This is a genomic window from Sphingobacterium sp. UDSM-2020 (assembly GCF_016132525.1).
GTDB classification, from domain to species: domain Bacteria; phylum Bacteroidota; class Bacteroidia; order Sphingobacteriales; family Sphingobacteriaceae; genus Sphingobacterium; species Sphingobacterium anhuiense.
Map to the genome: position 1 here is coordinate 5,177,886 of NZ_CP066166.1, position 16,868 is coordinate 5,194,753.

The 16,868-nt window shown below is 35.9% G+C and carries 13 protein-coding genes; 7 read left to right on the forward strand and 6 right to left on the reverse strand.

Annotated features, from left to right (window positions below; genetic code table 11):
- Nucleotides 1–8: 8 nt before the first annotated feature.
- Nucleotides 9–1,601 (reverse strand): RagB/SusD family nutrient uptake outer membrane protein, encoded by a 1,593-nt coding sequence (locus JAZ75_RS21870; RefSeq protein ID WP_208698534.1) that lies wholly within the window; start codon nucleotides 1,599–1,601, stop codon nucleotides 9–11.
- 13 nt (nucleotides 1,602–1,614) lie between these two features.
- A complete protein-coding gene (locus tag JAZ75_RS21875) occupies nucleotides 1,615–4,914 on the reverse strand; it encodes a SusC/RagA family TonB-linked outer membrane protein (RefSeq protein WP_208698535.1) in 3,300 nt (1,099 codons plus the stop codon).
- Nucleotides 4,915–5,441: 527 nt separating this feature from the next.
- On the opposite strand from JAZ75_RS21875, the gene JAZ75_RS21880 reads away from it, so the two are divergent.
- On the forward strand, nucleotides 5,442–5,759 hold the full coding sequence (locus JAZ75_RS21880; protein WP_208698537.1) for a hypothetical protein: 318 nt from the start codon (nucleotides 5,442–5,444) through the stop codon (nucleotides 5,757–5,759).
- A gap of 94 nt (nucleotides 5,760–5,853) precedes the next feature.
- Here the strand turns inward: JAZ75_RS21880 and JAZ75_RS21885 are convergent, their stop codons facing one another.
- A complete protein-coding gene (locus tag JAZ75_RS21885; protein WP_168126930.1) occupies nucleotides 5,854–6,837 on the reverse strand; it encodes a Gfo/Idh/MocA family protein in 984 nt (327 codons plus the stop codon).
- Between the two features lie 15 nt (nucleotides 6,838–6,852).
- A complete protein-coding gene (locus tag JAZ75_RS21890; protein ID WP_315394177.1) occupies nucleotides 6,853–7,791 on the reverse strand; it encodes a LysR family transcriptional regulator in 939 nt (312 codons plus the stop codon).
- A gap of 358 nt (nucleotides 7,792–8,149) precedes the next feature.
- Between JAZ75_RS21890 and JAZ75_RS21895 the strand changes: the two genes are divergently transcribed.
- Genes JAZ75_RS21895 through JAZ75_RS21905 form a run of 3 tightly spaced genes read left to right on the forward strand, consistent with a single transcriptional unit; the run spans nucleotide 8,150 to nucleotide 10,048 of the window.
- Nucleotides 8,150–8,767 carry an NAD(P)H-dependent oxidoreductase gene (locus tag JAZ75_RS21895; protein WP_208698539.1) on the forward strand — a complete coding sequence of 206 codons (618 nt, stop codon included), beginning with the start codon at nucleotides 8,150–8,152 and terminating at the stop codon, nucleotides 8,765–8,767.
- Nucleotides 8,764–9,051 (forward strand): putative quinol monooxygenase, encoded by a 288-nt coding sequence (locus tag JAZ75_RS21900; RefSeq protein ID WP_168126932.1) that lies wholly within the window; start codon nucleotides 8,764–8,766, stop codon nucleotides 9,049–9,051. Before JAZ75_RS21895 ends, JAZ75_RS21900 begins: the two co-directional genes overlap by 4 nt.
- A 13-nt stretch (nucleotides 9,052–9,064) precedes the next feature.
- Entirely contained in the window at nucleotides 9,065–10,048 is a 984-nt protein-coding gene (locus tag JAZ75_RS21905) for an aldo/keto reductase (RefSeq protein ID WP_208698541.1), read from the forward strand.
- Between the two features lie 177 nt (nucleotides 10,049–10,225).
- Here the strand turns inward: JAZ75_RS21905 and JAZ75_RS21910 are convergent, their stop codons facing one another.
- The gene (locus JAZ75_RS21910; RefSeq protein ID WP_208698543.1) at nucleotides 10,226–10,918 is read right to left on the reverse strand and encodes an alpha/beta hydrolase; all 693 of its coding nucleotides are present in this window, start codon (nucleotides 10,916–10,918) and stop codon (nucleotides 10,226–10,228) included.
- A gap of 301 nt (nucleotides 10,919–11,219) precedes the next feature.
- Here JAZ75_RS21910 and JAZ75_RS21915 point away from each other — a divergent pair, with 301 nt between their 5' ends.
- Together JAZ75_RS21915 and JAZ75_RS21920 are read left to right on the forward strand one after the other, a co-directional pair.
- The gene (locus JAZ75_RS21915; protein WP_208698545.1) at nucleotides 11,220–11,807 is read left to right on the forward strand and encodes a glutathione peroxidase; all 588 of its coding nucleotides are present in this window, start codon (nucleotides 11,220–11,222) and stop codon (nucleotides 11,805–11,807) included.
- Between the two features lie 113 nt (nucleotides 11,808–11,920).
- The gene (locus JAZ75_RS21920; protein ID WP_165902414.1) at nucleotides 11,921–12,706 is read left to right on the forward strand and encodes a CPBP family intramembrane glutamic endopeptidase; all 786 of its coding nucleotides are present in this window, start codon (nucleotides 11,921–11,923) and stop codon (nucleotides 12,704–12,706) included.
- Between the two features lie 142 nt (nucleotides 12,707–12,848).
- Here JAZ75_RS21920 and JAZ75_RS21925 read toward each other — a convergent pair whose 3' ends face one another.
- Nucleotides 12,849–13,889, reverse strand: coding sequence for a S41 family peptidase (locus JAZ75_RS21925; protein WP_208698547.1), 1,041 nt, complete (start codon nucleotides 13,887–13,889; stop codon nucleotides 12,849–12,851).
- A gap of 255 nt (nucleotides 13,890–14,144) precedes the next feature.
- On the opposite strand from JAZ75_RS21925, the gene JAZ75_RS21930 reads away from it, so the two are divergent.
- On the forward strand, nucleotides 14,145–16,709 hold the full coding sequence (locus JAZ75_RS21930; protein WP_208698549.1) for an SEL1-like repeat protein: 2,565 nt from the start codon (nucleotides 14,145–14,147) through the stop codon (nucleotides 16,707–16,709).
- Nucleotides 16,710–16,868 lie beyond the last annotated feature (159 nt).

Consider the following 16,868-nt stretch of genomic DNA (forward strand, 5'->3'; position numbering starts at 1 on the left):
AGACTACCTTAGTTTGTTCCTGAATAAGGGTTTTGATCAGCCTCTGAAAGTGCCGTATTATTGGCAATTTCCAATTGTGGTATTTGACAGAGCATACGGTAGTCATTAGAAGGAAAAGTTCCCGTTGGTGCCGGACTGCTTGCAACATAACCGTTCAAGTTCGTCACACCCCAAGTATAGTGACCCTCTACATAAGTTGCTGTTTCCTGAATACGGACAAGTGGTTTTTGCAAACGCAATAAATCATAAATTCCAGTAACTCCCTCACATAACAGTTCCTTGCGTCTTTCCACATAAATAGCCTCTAGCAACGGAGTTCCAGAAGCGGCAACTGTCAAGCTTTTAACTCCACGAGCCGTTTGCAATCTATTTAAATAACCCAAACCCTCACCATTATTTAATTGAGCTGAAGCCTCAGCCATAATCAATAACATCTCAGATCCACGCATTAAAGAAACCTCAGGTCTCGTATTTCCCTGTTTAGCACCATTCGCATCACCATAATGTTTGTACTTATTATACGCCCATTTTGTCGACCATTCTTTAGAAGCATTTTTAGTACGTTTCCAAAATTGGTAACGATCTTCCGTTTTTTCAAACAGTTTTTCATATTGACCATCAGCAAAGAAATCCAAAAATGAGTAAATAGGCCCATCCGTATAACCCTCGCCATAGCTTTCATCCTGGTTATACCAGAAGTTAAATTGTGTTCCTCCACCTAGGTTATTAGTCGTTGTAAATGGAACTGCCCACATCACCTCAGCATAGTTGTTTGTAATCACATCATCAAATCCAGACTGATACTGTGTCTTGGTCATCAATTGACTATAATTTGTATAAGCAGTTTTCGCCTCTTGATAAGCACCTTGCCAATTGTTCATCACCGAATACACACGTGCCAACTGACCAGAAACCACATACTTATCAATGGTCCATTTATTAGGCTGTGTATAATTAGCTAATAACGATTTTGCATCCGTCAAATCTTTGACGATTTGTGCATAAGTCTGTTCTACAGTAGCTCGAGGTAAATTTTCACTTTCCTTAGGACTCAAACGCAAAATAACACCTGGTTTCTGCTTAGCCAACATATAAGTTTGCTGATAATTTTGAATCAGATGGAAATAGCAAAGACCACGAATCGCTTTTGCCTGACCCATAATCTGGTTTTTTAATGTCTCTTCCCCCTGCGCGGCAGGCAACGCTTCAATAATGATATTTGTTTGATTGATGATTTTATACATCATCGTCCAAATTCCATTAGATAAACCCGTCGTCTGTGTTTTTTGCGGTTCATAAGTATATGCTGTTACCTGATTGCCTCCCATATTGGTGTGACTCACAATATCAGCACCCCCTAAATCAACATACATCTGCAAACCGGGTAAACCAGCATATACCCGATCCATTCCTTGATCATTGAAATACAATTGTCTATAAGTAGCAGTCAATACACGCTCCAATTGAGAAGCACTTGATAAAACAACATTCTCCGAAGTCGCTGTTGAAGAATTAGCATCAAGGAAATCCTTACAGCCTGTTTGCATTAAAACAACAGTTCCTAATGCAATATATTGTAAACTTTTAACGATATTTTTCATTTTCTATTCTTTCTTAAAATGACACTTGTAAACCAGCCATATACACTCTTCTTGAACCTTGGATTCCGTTATCTTTATCTGCAGAACCATTATAATTATTACCAGATAAAGCCGTCTCCGGATCAGAATAGCGATTCTTAGCCGACCCAAACGTTAATAAGTTGTCTCCAGAAACATACAGACGCACTTTAGACAGCCCCAGTCTCGCCATTGTAGCTGTCGGCAGCGTATAACCTAGAGAAACATTTCGAAGTCTTAAGTAATCGTTATCAAACACATAGAAATCAGAATTTTTACGGGTACTCGCATAGTCATCATTCGAAAATTTAGGTAATAAAGCCTGATCACCAGGTTTGCGCCAATGGTCTTCTATTAGATCCTGGATTACACCAACACCACCACGTACTGCTGTACGCTCCACATAAGCATAATCAAACATTTTAGAACCTAGCGAATAGTACAACATGAAGGACATATCCAACCCTTTATAATTAAATGCATTGGTCAAAGAACCATACACTTTAGGAAGAGCAGACCCTATACGTTGATAATCATTCGAAGTGACATCCTTATCATAGTTTTCCGTCATTTTCCAGTTTTCACCATCACGTATCCAGTAACGCATGTTTCCTGTTTCAGGATTAACACCTGCATTTTTCACCATATAAAATTCATACAAGGAATATCCCTCCGAAAGTTTATAACCAGCACCACGGTTGTTGTACGTAAATTCACCTCCTGGCAAATAAGTGATCTCATTCTTCAACGTCGAAAGATTCGCATCAATTTTCCATCTAAAGTTTTCATTACGGATCGCATCAGCACCCAATGAGAATTCAAAACCCGAATTTTTCAAATCACCTAAGTTTGTATTCAAACCATTCGCATTACCGACCTGTGCAGAAAGTGGAAACTCTTTGTAGTAAAGCAAATCAGAAGCAGTACGGGAGTAATACTCAATGGTACCGTAGATGTTTTTCAGAATACCAAAATCAAATGCAGCATTAAATTGCTTGTTCTTCTCCCAGATCAAAGCAGGCGTAGGAAATGCAGATGGTTTTAAACCCGCTTGACCATATAGATCACTTGCTTCATATACACCCTGATAGGCATAGTAAATATCACCGGTTCCAACACCGTTATCTCCTCTACGGCTTAACTTATCATTACCGGTAGTACCATAACTGGAGCGGAAGGATAAGTTATCTAACCAGCTCACATCCTTTAAGAAATCTTCCTTAGCGATCTGCCAGGAAAGTCCTGCGGAAAAGAAATTCCCCCAGCGGTTATCCGGATGAAAACGGGAAGATCCATCACGACGGAATGAACCCGATAAATAGTATTTACCGCTATAATTGTAATCTAACTTTCCAAAGTAAGATAATAAAGCAAAACGGTTTTTATTGGACTGCACCTGCCAGTTCTTGGTTGTCGAACTTAGTTCATATTGCCCCAATTGCATAATGCCTTCACCATAACCATAGTCGTAAAGACTGTTGTTGGTATACGATTCCTGACCGGCCAATGCAGAAAAATTATGATTACCAAAATCCTGATTCCAGCTTAAGATATTGTTAAACGTCACTGATTTAGTGTTCGTATTCGAGCGAGTCGCATTTCCACCATTAGTAAGCACCGTTACACCATAAGGAGCGAGCTGTCCTGCTCCATGAACTGCAGATCCGTACAAAAAGTTTTTAGAACTGTTATCGTCAATACTGAGACTCGTTTTGAAACTCAAGTTATAAGGCAAGGTAACCTGAGCAAAGAAACGTGATGCCATCATCGTACGCATAAAATTATTGAAATCTTCATCATTGTCATTATTCCAATAATCACCATTATTCTGTAACACATTGGCTCCAAAGAAATTATTAACATAATCGCCATAATCGTACATGCGTTTACCTGTTTTTTCGGAGTAAACCCAATCTGTATTATCGCGATTACGTAAATAAGGTGAATACATCGATGTCGTAAACACTAAAGCACGTGCTGCACCAGAAACATTCTGTCTAGACCCACTGTAAGAAACATTTCCACCCACCTGTAACCATTTGTTGATTTGAGTCGTCACATTCGCACGGAAGCCATAACGCTTAAAGTACTGATTGGAAGCATATCCTTTATCATCTAGGTACGAAGAGGAAAGGAAATAATTTGTCTTTCCATCACCAGCAGTTCCCGACACATCCATGCCATAATCCTGTCTTAGTTTTCTAGAAAAAACAGCCTTATACACATCATAATCTTCTTCATTCCAGATCATTTTCAAGTTTGGATTGATATAGGGATTACCCTTACCATCATGCAACACATAGTCTTCATTGATATGCTGAAAAGGAGAAACATATGTAGGTTCACCTTTCGAATTGGTCACCTGCTTAAGCAGTTTACTCAAGACATTGTCCGAAGCCCAATCTCCGGCCTTGTCCGATGTTAAGTTATATTTATAGAACTGATCATTGTACATGGCTTCCCAAGTATTCAGTAATTGTTCCTGCGGAGAAGCTTTTGTCGGATTTTTGACTGCATTGTCCGAAGTACCCCATGCCGATCTAAAATTCAATTGCGGTTTAGCTGTTTTTCCCTTTTTAGTTGTCACCACGACCACACCATTTGCTGCGCGCGAACCGTACAATGATGATGCTGCAGCATCTTTCAATACTGTAACCGACTCAATATCCGAAGGCGATATTGAATTCAGTTGTCCATCATAAGGCATACCATCCACCACATATAGCGGATTAGAATTACCCGACATAGAACTGATACCACGAATTTGAATACGGGTGTCACCGCCCGGGTTACCTTCATTATTCACCACATTAACACCTGGGCTCATCCCCTGCAATGCCTCTGCAAATCCCGATCCTGATATTTTCTCCAGCTGATCCGATTTCACCACCGACGCAGATCCTGTAAAGGTTGATTTTTTAGCGGTACCGTAAGCAACCACAACAACTTCATCCAGATCATTTGATGTAGACTCCAGTTGCACATTCAAGTTACTTTCCCCTTTCCATTCAATTTCTTTAGATGCATAGCCGACATAGCTGATCACAATTTTTGATCCTGCAGGAATAGTCGCTAAAGTAAATCTACCTGAAGCATCCGTAAAAGTGGCGATCGATGTGCCCTTTACAGCAATAGATGCTCCTGAGATCGGACCAGTCGCATCTTTAACAACTCCAGAAATCTTAACTTGGTTGCTTTGATATTCAGACAGCGTACTGGCGATCGATTGGTTGAGACCACCAAATCCAAATACCATAGAAAAGGCTAAAACATGAAATAGTTTAGAATTTTTCATTTAATTTAGTTCGTTAATGTATGTTAGTGTGCATGATTCCAAGTGAACATGCAGAAACAAATAAATAAAATATTTTTAACATACACTACTAATTAAATAAACAATTTAAAAAAAATCGTATTTAAATTACCAAAACAATAACAAAACAGTAATATTTATTACAAATAACGAAATTAAACACTTGCGCAAAAATGAACTAAACAATAGAAAATGAACTTATTATATGATTATGAATCTGCATGCATATACTAGCAAAATGAAAAAATTGGTAGGCTTAAAGAGAGTCACATGCTACCCATAAAAAATCAAAATGGATCAGCTATTGTAACATAAAGTTAATAAATACTTTACTTTTATTCCCTCGCCTATCCTGTAAAACAATATACTTTTGTATCAAGATCAACCTTATTTGCTTGCTCGAACCGTACCGCCTACAACCTGGTAGCTGCCCAATGGAATAAACCTCTTCTAGACTATTCCACATCATTTGCAAATAGCTGTAGAAAAATCTGTAACTTCGCAGGATTATGGGTTACGCAAAAGAAAGAAAAAAGCTTGAGAAGCTTTCTGAAAAAACAAATGAACTTCAACATTTTGATAGTGCAAATTTAGCTGTCATCACTGATATATTTGAACAATATTCACACACGATAAGAATACTAAAAAATAAAGATACCGCAACATTTAACGATCTTTATTTAAATGAACTGCAAGCTGTAAAGACAGCTAAGACAGCTTTAAAAGTATCTGAAGAAGTAGATCGTCAAATCCATTTCATGGCATATAAGGAAGTATTATCGGATGCGATTACGAAGACAATTCAAGCAACACTAGAGGTCGCTTAAAGTATGTCAGTCTATTTTGTAATAGACAAAAACATTAAAAAATAAGGGTTGTTCAATAATTGAACAACCCTTATTTTTTAAATCAATACCCTCATTATTCCACAGTAGCAAAAGCATCAATAATCTGCATTAACGTTACCGCTTCTTCAATGGAACTTGGATTAGCTCCCATATCCTTAAAGAAGTTAACTGTGCTTGCAATCATTGGTAGCTGTATATTTTCGGGATGATCAAATGAAAATTCCTCCTCTCCACTTTCATTTTTCAAAACAACTTTATTACTAAAAATTGAAAATGTTAAGCTCCCCGTTTCTCCAACTATTTCGCAGCAATCCACGTTATCCGACGATGCTACATTAAAAGACCAGCTTCCATTAAAAACGATCGTGTTATCAAAAACAATTGTGCCTCTTGTTTGATCAGCAACAGCACTATCCGTAGATTGAATTAGGCTAAAACCATGATAAGACAAAGGCGTGCCAAAAAAATAGATCATCAGATCCAATTGATGTGGTGCAAGATCAAAGAAATAACCACCACCAGATATCGCAGGATCTGTCCGCCAATCAGCAGCTCCCTTAGTGACTAAAGCCGGAGAACGGCTCTGCCAAAGACGCAACTCCACCATCCGGACATTACCAATAAGACCATTATTGATCATTTCTTTAATTTTTAAAAATAGCGGAAGCTGTCTGCGATAATGAGCAACCACCAATTTACCTTGATATTTCTGAACAGCATTTGCCAAAATCGACACTTCACTGGCGTTAAGTGCCACAGGCTTTTCAACATAAACATACTTTCCGTGCTTCAATGCTAAAAGTGCGTATTCCAGATGCGAAGATGGAGGAGTTGCAATATAAATGGCATTAATTTCGGGATTGTTTAGTATTCCGTCAACATCAGCATACCAAAAAGGAACTCCATGCCTATGCGCATAATCAGCAGCTTTCTCAGCATCTCTACGCATAACAGCAAGCAGCTCACTACCCGGTACTTTATTAAATGCAGGTCCGCTCTTTTTTTCCGTTACATCACCACAGCCTATTATTCCCCATTTTATCTTAGTAGTTTCCATAAAATACGCTTAAAATTATCGGGCCATTACTTTTCTAAACAATGTTTTAATATGATCAATTTCTTCCTGATGGAGTGTCTTTTTTCGACAACCAAAATATAACGTATTTTTGAGTTTTTTATCTCCTTCCCACACCAGTTGGATCTGCCCGTTATCAATCTCAGTATTACATAAAAAATCAGGCACAACAGCCAGACCTCCACCTGCACTTAAACAGCGTACGATAGAATTCAGATTGGGGACAATATAATTAGGTCTAAAATCTGGTTTTTTACCAAAATTTAAGTTCCAAAAATTAAAAAGATGTTCCATATCGCCAGTTGTACCGTACCACTTCTGCTGTTTCAGCCAATCTTCAATAAAACCCTTATTTTTTGTTTTCAGGACTTCTTTAAAAGCGTCAATATCGACCTCTTTACCCCCTACAAGTACTATTTTTTCATATGAAAACGGTTCATGCTCAATATTGGCCGACACCCCCTTTTTAGGGGTGATGATCAAATCTAGAATACCTTTGTCCAGCTGATCAAGCATTTCGGGATACTCGCCGAAACTGATAATCAGATTAAAAGGCAGTGTCGAGACATATTGTTCCAAAGTAATCTGAAAAGTTTCAAAACACATGCCTACACTTATTGTCGGGATATGTTTCTCTGTTGAGCGCTGAAAGTTTTTCTCCACCTCCTCGAGTTTTGTTAAGGGCTCGACCAACGCATTATATAATACTTTTCCATGTTCTGTTGGGATCATTTTTCGACCTGTACGGTCAAACAACTTATTACCAACATAGGTTTCTAATGAACTTAAATGCAAACTAACACCCGGCTGTGAAATAAATAAGATTTCCGCAGCACCTGTTAATGTTCCTGTCTTATAGATCGCTTTAAAAGTGCGGTACCATTCCAAATTAACCATATTATCAAAAATATGATGTAAAAATACTAAAAGTATCATAAAAATAATACGTCTATAACAATAAAAAGATTATAAATGCTAGTATTGGTCATTTTCACTATAACATAAACCATTCTTTTTCAGAATATTAAAAAAATTCATTAATGCTCACCCCCCTAATTCCTATATAATCGTCTATATTAAGTTTGGTAAATCATGTACGGTATAATGTGAAAATACAAGTATCATAAATATAATACTTAATTATAATTTATACTATTTCTGTAATAACAAAAACCCCGATACCTTTGTAACAGTAAATTTAAAATAAAGCAAAATGAAATATCCACGATAGCCTAACAGCAATAAAAATAATCTGGATATTCCATATGCCCATTAAAAGAAAATTCATTTACATATGAAACATATATTAATTATCAACGCCGGACAATCATTCGCGCATTCAAGCGGACGGTTCAATAAAACAGTAACCGAAAATACAATCGCTTTTTTTGAAAAATTTAACTCCGTAGAAATCAAAGTAACCCATATTTCAGATGCTTACGATCATGACGAAGAAGTTCAGAAATTTGTTTGGGCAGATTACATTATTTACCACACTCCAATGTGGTGGTTCCAGGTACCAAATGCTTTTAAAAAGTATATTGACGAAGTGTTTACCGCAGGGCACCGTACAGGCATATACCACAGTGACGGCCGCCGCTCTGAAAACCCGGACATCAACTACGGAACTGGTGGTATGTTGCAGGGTCGCAAATATATGGTGACCAGCAGCTGGAATGCGCCAAAGACTGCCTTCACTTTACCCGGAGAGTTTTTCAATCAAACCAGTGTAGATGACGGTCCTTTATTTGGTTTTCATCGTATGAATGCATTTGCATCCCTTGAAAAATTAGAAAGCTTTCATTTCCATGATGTGGAAAAAAACGCAGACATATTACGTGATATGGAAGCCTACCAAAAACACCTTGACAAAGTATTTACCCCACAACTAACAGAAGCATTAGTATCATGAAAATACATTTAACAGCCATCATTAAAACAAAAGATGAACATAGAGCTGCAGTTCTTTCCGTACTGCAGCATATGGTAGAGCAAACCCGAAAAGAGGATGCCTGCGAACTATATAGCCTGCATCAAGGTATCGATGACAGCAACCTGTTCACCTTTTATGAAATATGGAAGAGCCAGCAAGGTTTAGATGCGCACAATCAGCAACCCTACATCCAGGCATTTGGTGAACTTGTAGCAGATAAGCTTCAGGAAAAACCAATCATTCTTGCAACAACATTAATTTAAAAACAACCGCACAATGGAATATAGAAAATTAGGAAATACAGCATTAGAATTATCGGCCATCACGTATGGATCATTTGCCATTGGAGGCAATATGTGGGGCGGAAATGAAAAAAAAGATTCCATTGCTTCCGTACATGCATCACTTGATCACGGTGTGACAAGTATTGATACTGCACCTTTCTATGGATTTGGTCTCAGTGAAGAAATGATCGGCAAAGCCATTAAAGGAAAAGACCGATCAAAAATACAGTTACTGACCAAATTTGGTTTGGTCTGGGATGGAAGTAACCAGGGAAAAGGTGAATTTTTCTTTGATGCATCAGAGAACGGTAAAACAATACCGGTATATAAATTTGCATCTAAAGCCAATATCATTAAAGAGCTGGAAGAAAGTTTGAAACGTTTGGGTACCGACTACATCGATCTGTTGCAGATCCACTGGCCGGACTCGACTACCGCTATCAGCGAGACGATGGAGGCTTTAGGAGTTCTGATCCAGCAAGGAAAAATCCGTGCAGCGGGCGTTTGTAACTACAGCGTTGATCAATTAAAAGAAGCATCGGCAACACTTACCCTAGCCAGCAATCAGGTTTCATACAGCATGCTCAACCGCAGTATTGAACAGGATCTAGTGCCTTATGCATTGGAAAACCAAACCGGCATTATCGCCTACAGCCCGATGGAAAGAGGACTACTGACCGGAAAATACTTCACAGAAAACACCTTAAAACAAGATGACCACCGCAACGGTTATTTCTCACAGTTTGATCTCGAAAAAGTAAAAAGCCTGATCGCAACACTTGCCCCTATTGCACAAAACAAGGGTGTTACCGTAGCACAATTGGTCCTTCGCTGGACAACATTGCAACCAGGCATCACTGTGGTATTGGCAGGCGCCAGAAATGCGTCACAATCGATAGCCAATGCACAGGCAATGGATATCAATTTTACTGCAGAGGAACTTATTTTAATAAATAACGAACTATCAAAATTATAAGTTTTATAAGATTATTATCCCTTAGAAATGAAATGTATTCAATGACTCGCTCTAATACATGCATTTTTAAACAAACAAGACCAGAAGTTAAAATTTCTGGTCTTGTTTCCATTCTAAATTAAGTTACTTATATCTCAATGGTTTATAGACAACTCTAAAACAGTATTTACTTTAAATTTACAAAGCTTGTACTGCTTTTATGATGAAATCTGTAATCTCTTTAGGATGGGAAGCCATAGAAGCATGGCTGGCATCAAGACCAATTACCTCTTTTGCCTTTATCCTTTCGGCCATTTCCTTTTGTGTTTCAGGTGGAATCATATGATCGTTATTGGAAATCTGATACCAACTCGGTTTTACTTTCCAAGCGGGTTCATCAGCCTCAGCGCCAAAAATACTGCCATGAGTAGGTTTCTGAGACAAAGCCATTACCATTGATTCTATAGGATCAAGATCCTGTGAAAAACTCTCATGATACTTGTCATACTTGATCCAAAGAAAACCCTTCGCATCAGGGACAATATTAGCAGCACCGCTGGGCTGCTCTCTACGTGAAAAAATACCTCCTAAACTTTCACCCTTGTCCGGAGCAAATGCCGCAACATAAACTAGTCCCGCTACATTCTCATGATGACCAGCCCCTGAAATCACAGCGCCACCATAAGAATGTCCAACAAGTAGCACCTTACCTTCTTCTTTATCAATAAGATCGATCGTTCTTTCAATATCAGCGGCCATGGAGGTTAAAGGATTCTGCACGCTTCTAACCTTATATCCTGCCTCATATAAGATTTTTGTTACTTTACTCCAATGTGATCCATCTCCCCAGGCTCCATGTACCAAGACAATTGTTATATCATTCTTTTCCATACTATTATATTTATTTTACAAAATTCAAATAACATCTTTATAAATAAATAATCACACTTTTTTGTTTGTCATAAAATAAAATATATCAAAAAGGCATTCACAAGCTGTTTCAATAAATTCCCTAGGATGTTAAAAGAATTTATCCGTCATTAATTTAAAGTTTAATGTATAGGTAAGGAAAAAACTTATCAAAATATGTAACTTAGTACTATTTACAATATTTAGCCAAGTAATTTTCATCGAGTTATTTTCTTGTTATAAACATATAATATCTTTTACTTTTCATCAACGCTACATTACTATGAATTTCAAACAAAAAATACTACATACTTTATATCCCCTAATCAAAAAACTTTCCAGATCCGGAAAAATGGGAACAATATTGCATGCTCCTTCTGGCAAAACAGCACCACAGTCTTTTTACCAGTTAACAGCAGTAAAAAGCAATGGTATGACAATAGACTTCTCAGATTTTAAGGGAAAGAAAGTAATTCTTGTCAATACCGCTTCTGATTGCGGTTACACACGTCAATATGAGGAATTACAAGCGCTATATCAGAAAATGGGCAACCGCATTGCTATCATCGCTTTTCCGTCCAATGATTTTGGAGAGCAAGAAAAAGGCACAGACAAAAATATTGAGCAATTTTGTCAGGTAAACTTCGGAGTCACCTTTCCTGTTGCAAAAAAAAACATAGTGATCAAATCTAATGAACAGCATCCTGTATTCCAATGGTTAACTCAAGCTTCACAAAATGGATGGAATGATCATGCACCCGATTGGAATTTCAGCAAATATATAGTCAATGAAAACGGTAATCTAAGTCATTATTTTGCGTCGAGCATATCTCCTTTGGATCCAGTATTTTTAAAAGCATTGGAAAGTTAAAATTTTATTAAAACATCGATTATGTTTTAGCTACCAGAGATTTTACTAGGTATTTGTTTCAAAATCTATTTAAAATTTTTCATTAAATTCATCGCATAAAAATGATTCGACTGATGAAAAGAGCTATAATATATTTTAAGATTATAATTTTCTATCTTTTTACGCTCATTGTATTTGCCCTAGCTTCTGGTGTAACAAAAAATAGCACCAACCCTGACCTATTTTCACTAGGACTTGCCGCTACACTTACCTTCATAATTGCTTACCTCTTTACGTACTGGGATAAAATTAGTTTAACAAAAATCGGAATCCAATATAATCAGAAAAGTATAACTGAATTTGGAATAGGTATTTTGCTAAGTGTTCTGATGGTAATGACGATGACAGCACTACTGACATATTTTACTGATGTTACATTCGTAAAATCACGATCTTTTAATTACAAACTTCTTACCGCTAATATATTTTTATATTTTTTTGTATCCTGTCGTGAAGAGCTCGCTTTTAGAACATACCTTTTATGGCGATTGCGCGACAATTTAAGACCATGGTTAGCATTATCAATTGTTATATCAGTTTTTATCGGAGAACATATTTTAACAGGCACTAATTTAAAAATGGCAATATTTGGACCTGGATTGGGAGCAATTTTGTTCGGTTTAGCTTCTTTAAGAACAAAAAATATTGTCTTACCATTAGGACTCCATTTTGGATGGAACACCGCTCATTGGTTAATGGGATATAAAAACAATACTGGTTTATTTCATGAAACTGTACCTTTAGGATTCGAACAACAGGCAGAATCTACCGCACTCATTGCCTACACAATTACAATGATTTTAGGCATTGGAATTATTTTATTACTATTTCCACAATCTCAAAATAGCAAAAAAATATAACATATTTTTAATCCACGAAATACGATTTCCATTAATTTTATTATAGCCTCATCATAAATAAAATTAATTAAGAACTGGATTCAAAAGTTCATATAAATAAAGTAAACAGTATTTATAATATTTTAAATCACCACTTGTAAGATTAATTTCTAAACCAATCGATTGCAGCTTTTACTTTAGCATCATCAGACAGTGATTTAAAATTATCACCTGCATTGATCAATAAATCGGGTGAAATATCCTTTGCATACACATTATTATCCCTAGCTTTAATATCCCCCCCTGAGTAAGTAAAGATAAGATCATCACTAAATTGCACCAGTTTTGTCATTGTTAAATACCCTGCAGTATTTTCACCAATAAACTTAACATTAGACTTCCCTTTAAAAGCGAGTGCTGTTTGTTCTGCCGCACTACCAGTCAAAGGTCCTAACAACACTGCAATCTTGCTAACTTTAAAAGAGCAATCAGCTTTGGTGTTAGAAATTATATTGCCATTCTCCAGCATACTTCCATTAACTAATTTCACCTCAGTATTACTGTTGGCCTGTTGAACAGTAAACACGGTACCGTCACCAATTAACGGAGATAAACCACTTATTGGTATAGCATATGATCCTCCCAAACTTAATCTTAAGTCCACAATTATTCCATCTAACTTTTGGGAAGTTAAACTGCATAATGAATCTTGCAATGTCTGAGACATACTCGAAAGCATTTCTAAAGCAAGTTTTCTATCTTTTATCAATCCCAGTGAAATAGTAGGTGATGGTACTGATATATAACCATATTTGTCATTAAGTATCTTTGTACAAAATGCATATTGTTCATCATATGCATAAGTATAAAGCGACGAATCTATCTTACGATTAACGTATTTTTTTCTTCCTTTAAAAATATCATTTTTATATATAAGAACACCATGCTGATCACCGAGTAATGAAAAAAGCTTCTGAACTGCTGGAATGATTTGATATATTGAATCAGCAGCTTTAGAGTCTACTGATTTGTAAATAGTAGATTTTATATGTTTCCAATTTACAGAAGTTCTATACATAGAGTTATTCTCTAGCACTCGAACAATAGAATCAAGAACAACATGACGTTGCGCGTAACTGTCTAACGTATTGAAAAGAAACAAAATCCCCGCCACTACAATAAAACGCAAATAAATGTATCTCATTAGATAACTTGTAAAAGGATTATAATATTTCGTATTGTTGTTATTAAATAAAGATACTATTTTAAGTAAATTTTAAACAATATTTTTCATTATTTTGACAGATATATCCCGAATACTGCTGGTTCTATGCTATCATAAATTCTGAAAAATGTAACTTGTATGCAGATATCATTTCTTAAAAATCCCCAATTTCAGCGAATGTTTTAGGAAACTAATCTTTTTATCTTTGATCAGGATCTTAATACAATTATAAAAATGGCACATCGCATTTACATCTATAATATCGACTCCCAATCTGGTGAAAGCTATCCCTATTATTTGGGAGAATGGAACTACGAGATACCCCCTCTTTTATTACCACTTTTTGCTTCTGAAATCAGGGCAAAAGGAAAACTATTATATGCAAACCGAGAAGCGGGAATTGTGTTATTAAGGCAATTCTACACGCTATTAGCCGATGAATACCAATTGCACTATAAAAAGGCGTATTACGAGCCCGTCAATCAGCTATTTGATTTGTTAGAAAATTTACCCTATGATACGTTCTTGATCGATGGTACGGATGTCTTCAATATGAATGAGGAAAGAAAATCAGAACAAGCGAAAGATTGGGTTATTGAAATCCAACAAAAAAATAAAAGTTACCTAAAGGCAACAAAATCTCAAAGCTTAAAACCGCTCGATAGTATATTGAAAGCATCAGGTTATCAAAATTTTCTTGAGGCTCTAAAAACAGATTGGATAAACTACGGATTAGGATATTGGAATGAAGATGTTTATAAACACGATTATGCTGAAGTGTTTACAGAAAATGATGTAAAAGGATTAAAAGATATAAAAGGTAATATCATTACTCCTGCCTACTATGATGAAATATCTGAATTTGAGGATGGAATTGCAGTTATTCAAAAAAACAACAAATTTGGTTACCTAGACACAAAAGGAACTGAAATAGTTCCACCAACTTATGATGATGCATCTCATGTTTTTGAAATTTATTACGGACTAGTTTCAGATTACGATTACGAATTTAAGCATCTAGTTGGTTGTGTAACTTCTGATGCTAAGGTTGGGCTTATAAATATGGTAGATCATCAATTGCTTATTCCACCTATTTATGAGGAGTTAACACATCTATATGGGAATTATTTTAATGCAAAAACAGGTAGCACATACACGTTAATCAATCATAAAAATGAAAACGTCATCAATCAAGATAGTGAAAGTCCTTTTGATTTTGACAGGAGTGAACTTTTCTTTATAAAAATTGCAGGAACTTCAAAGCGTAAGTATTTTAATAATAGAGGGGTCCATATTGGCGATTATCTCGAAGATGTATTACATGTACTGCCCCATAACTTTTTCTATGTAAAACCAAATAAAGGGAATAAAAAAATTGAAATTATCAAATCTGATGGAAAAATTCTTGATACAGAAATAGATCAGGTAATCACACTTTCGAACTACCAGACTTTTGTTTACCGTAAGGCTAAAAAGTGGTTTATTTATAATCCGATAAATGAAAATTATCTAAAAGAAGATGCTAATATTCAAAAAATTGAAATTGATTATCTGGCAAACTTCTTTAAAGATATCTACATATTATATACCGAAATTGGTAATGGAATTTTTGATGCCTTTAACAACAATTGGTTACTAGAGCCCAATGCTTCTTATCTTAAAATCGAACAGCTTGAAAAACACTTTTTAAGAGTGCACTTAAAAGAGGGAATGCAATATTGGGATGGACAGACCAATCAATTAAGCCCAATTTACGAGTATGTTTCAGAAGTAATTGACCATCATAACGATGAGCTTTTCCTCTATCAGAAAGAAGAATTGTTTTGTCTTGACAAACTGATGAAAATCAGAAAAATTACACCTGATGAGATGGGTAAATGCTATAACCAAAAAGAGAACTTAAGGGGAAAAGACTTAGCTTTTTTCTTAAAATATTACACCGCTTGGAAATCTAAAATCGGCACAAATTACTTTCACTATTTCGATAATCAAAGCTTGTACGAATTAGGTCTTGATCTTTTGAAAAAAAACAAAATAGAGGAGGCAATTGAAGTTTTAAAAATAGGTGTGCAGCGAAAGCATCCTCAAATGATGACCGAATTGGCCATGATTTATACCGATACCGAAGATCAAGTTCATGCCAACCTAGCTTTAGGTCTCGAATTATATGAAAAGGCTGCAAAATTAGGAGAAAAGAATGCCTGGAACAATTTGGGATATCACTATCAAAATGGCCTGGGCTGTAAGAAAGATATTGATAAAGCAGTAAATGCATACACTAAAGCTGGAGAATTGGGCAATGGATTAGGATGGGCTAATTTGGGAGATCTTTATTACCACGGCCAATGGGTAGAAAAAGATGAAGACAAAGCGTTAGATTATTATTTAAAAGCCCAGAAATTATATTATTTCAATTCGGATAAGCTAGCCGATATATATTTTACAAAAGAAGATTATAAAAAGGTTCTACCGCTTTTAAAAAAAGATTACGATGAAGAATTTTCACCTATTTACTATGCTATTATGTATGAACGTGGCCTCGGTGGATTAAAAATAAATCTTAAAAAAGCAATCAGCTATTACGAAAAAGCAATGCAGATAGGTGTTTACCATCATGCTGTAAACCAATTATTATATTATTATAGACCTGCTTCAGAATATGCTGATGAAGTTCAATTTGCAAAATGGTATGCGTATGCGGAAGAAAATAATATCGAAATAGATCTGAAAATCTTAGGTCTTGATAAACAGCGAAAAGACACATTAGGTTCATTTTTTAAAAATCTATTTAAAAAGTAATGTCTACATAAATAGTAATGTCTATAAGACCAGAATGAGACTGTAAAATAAACTGTGTCAAGGATAATAAACAGAAGTATTATTTTTGACATAGTAATTATGAGTATTAAGGAAAACGATTTTGATTTTGAGTCCATGAAGGACAAAGCGCTGGAACAG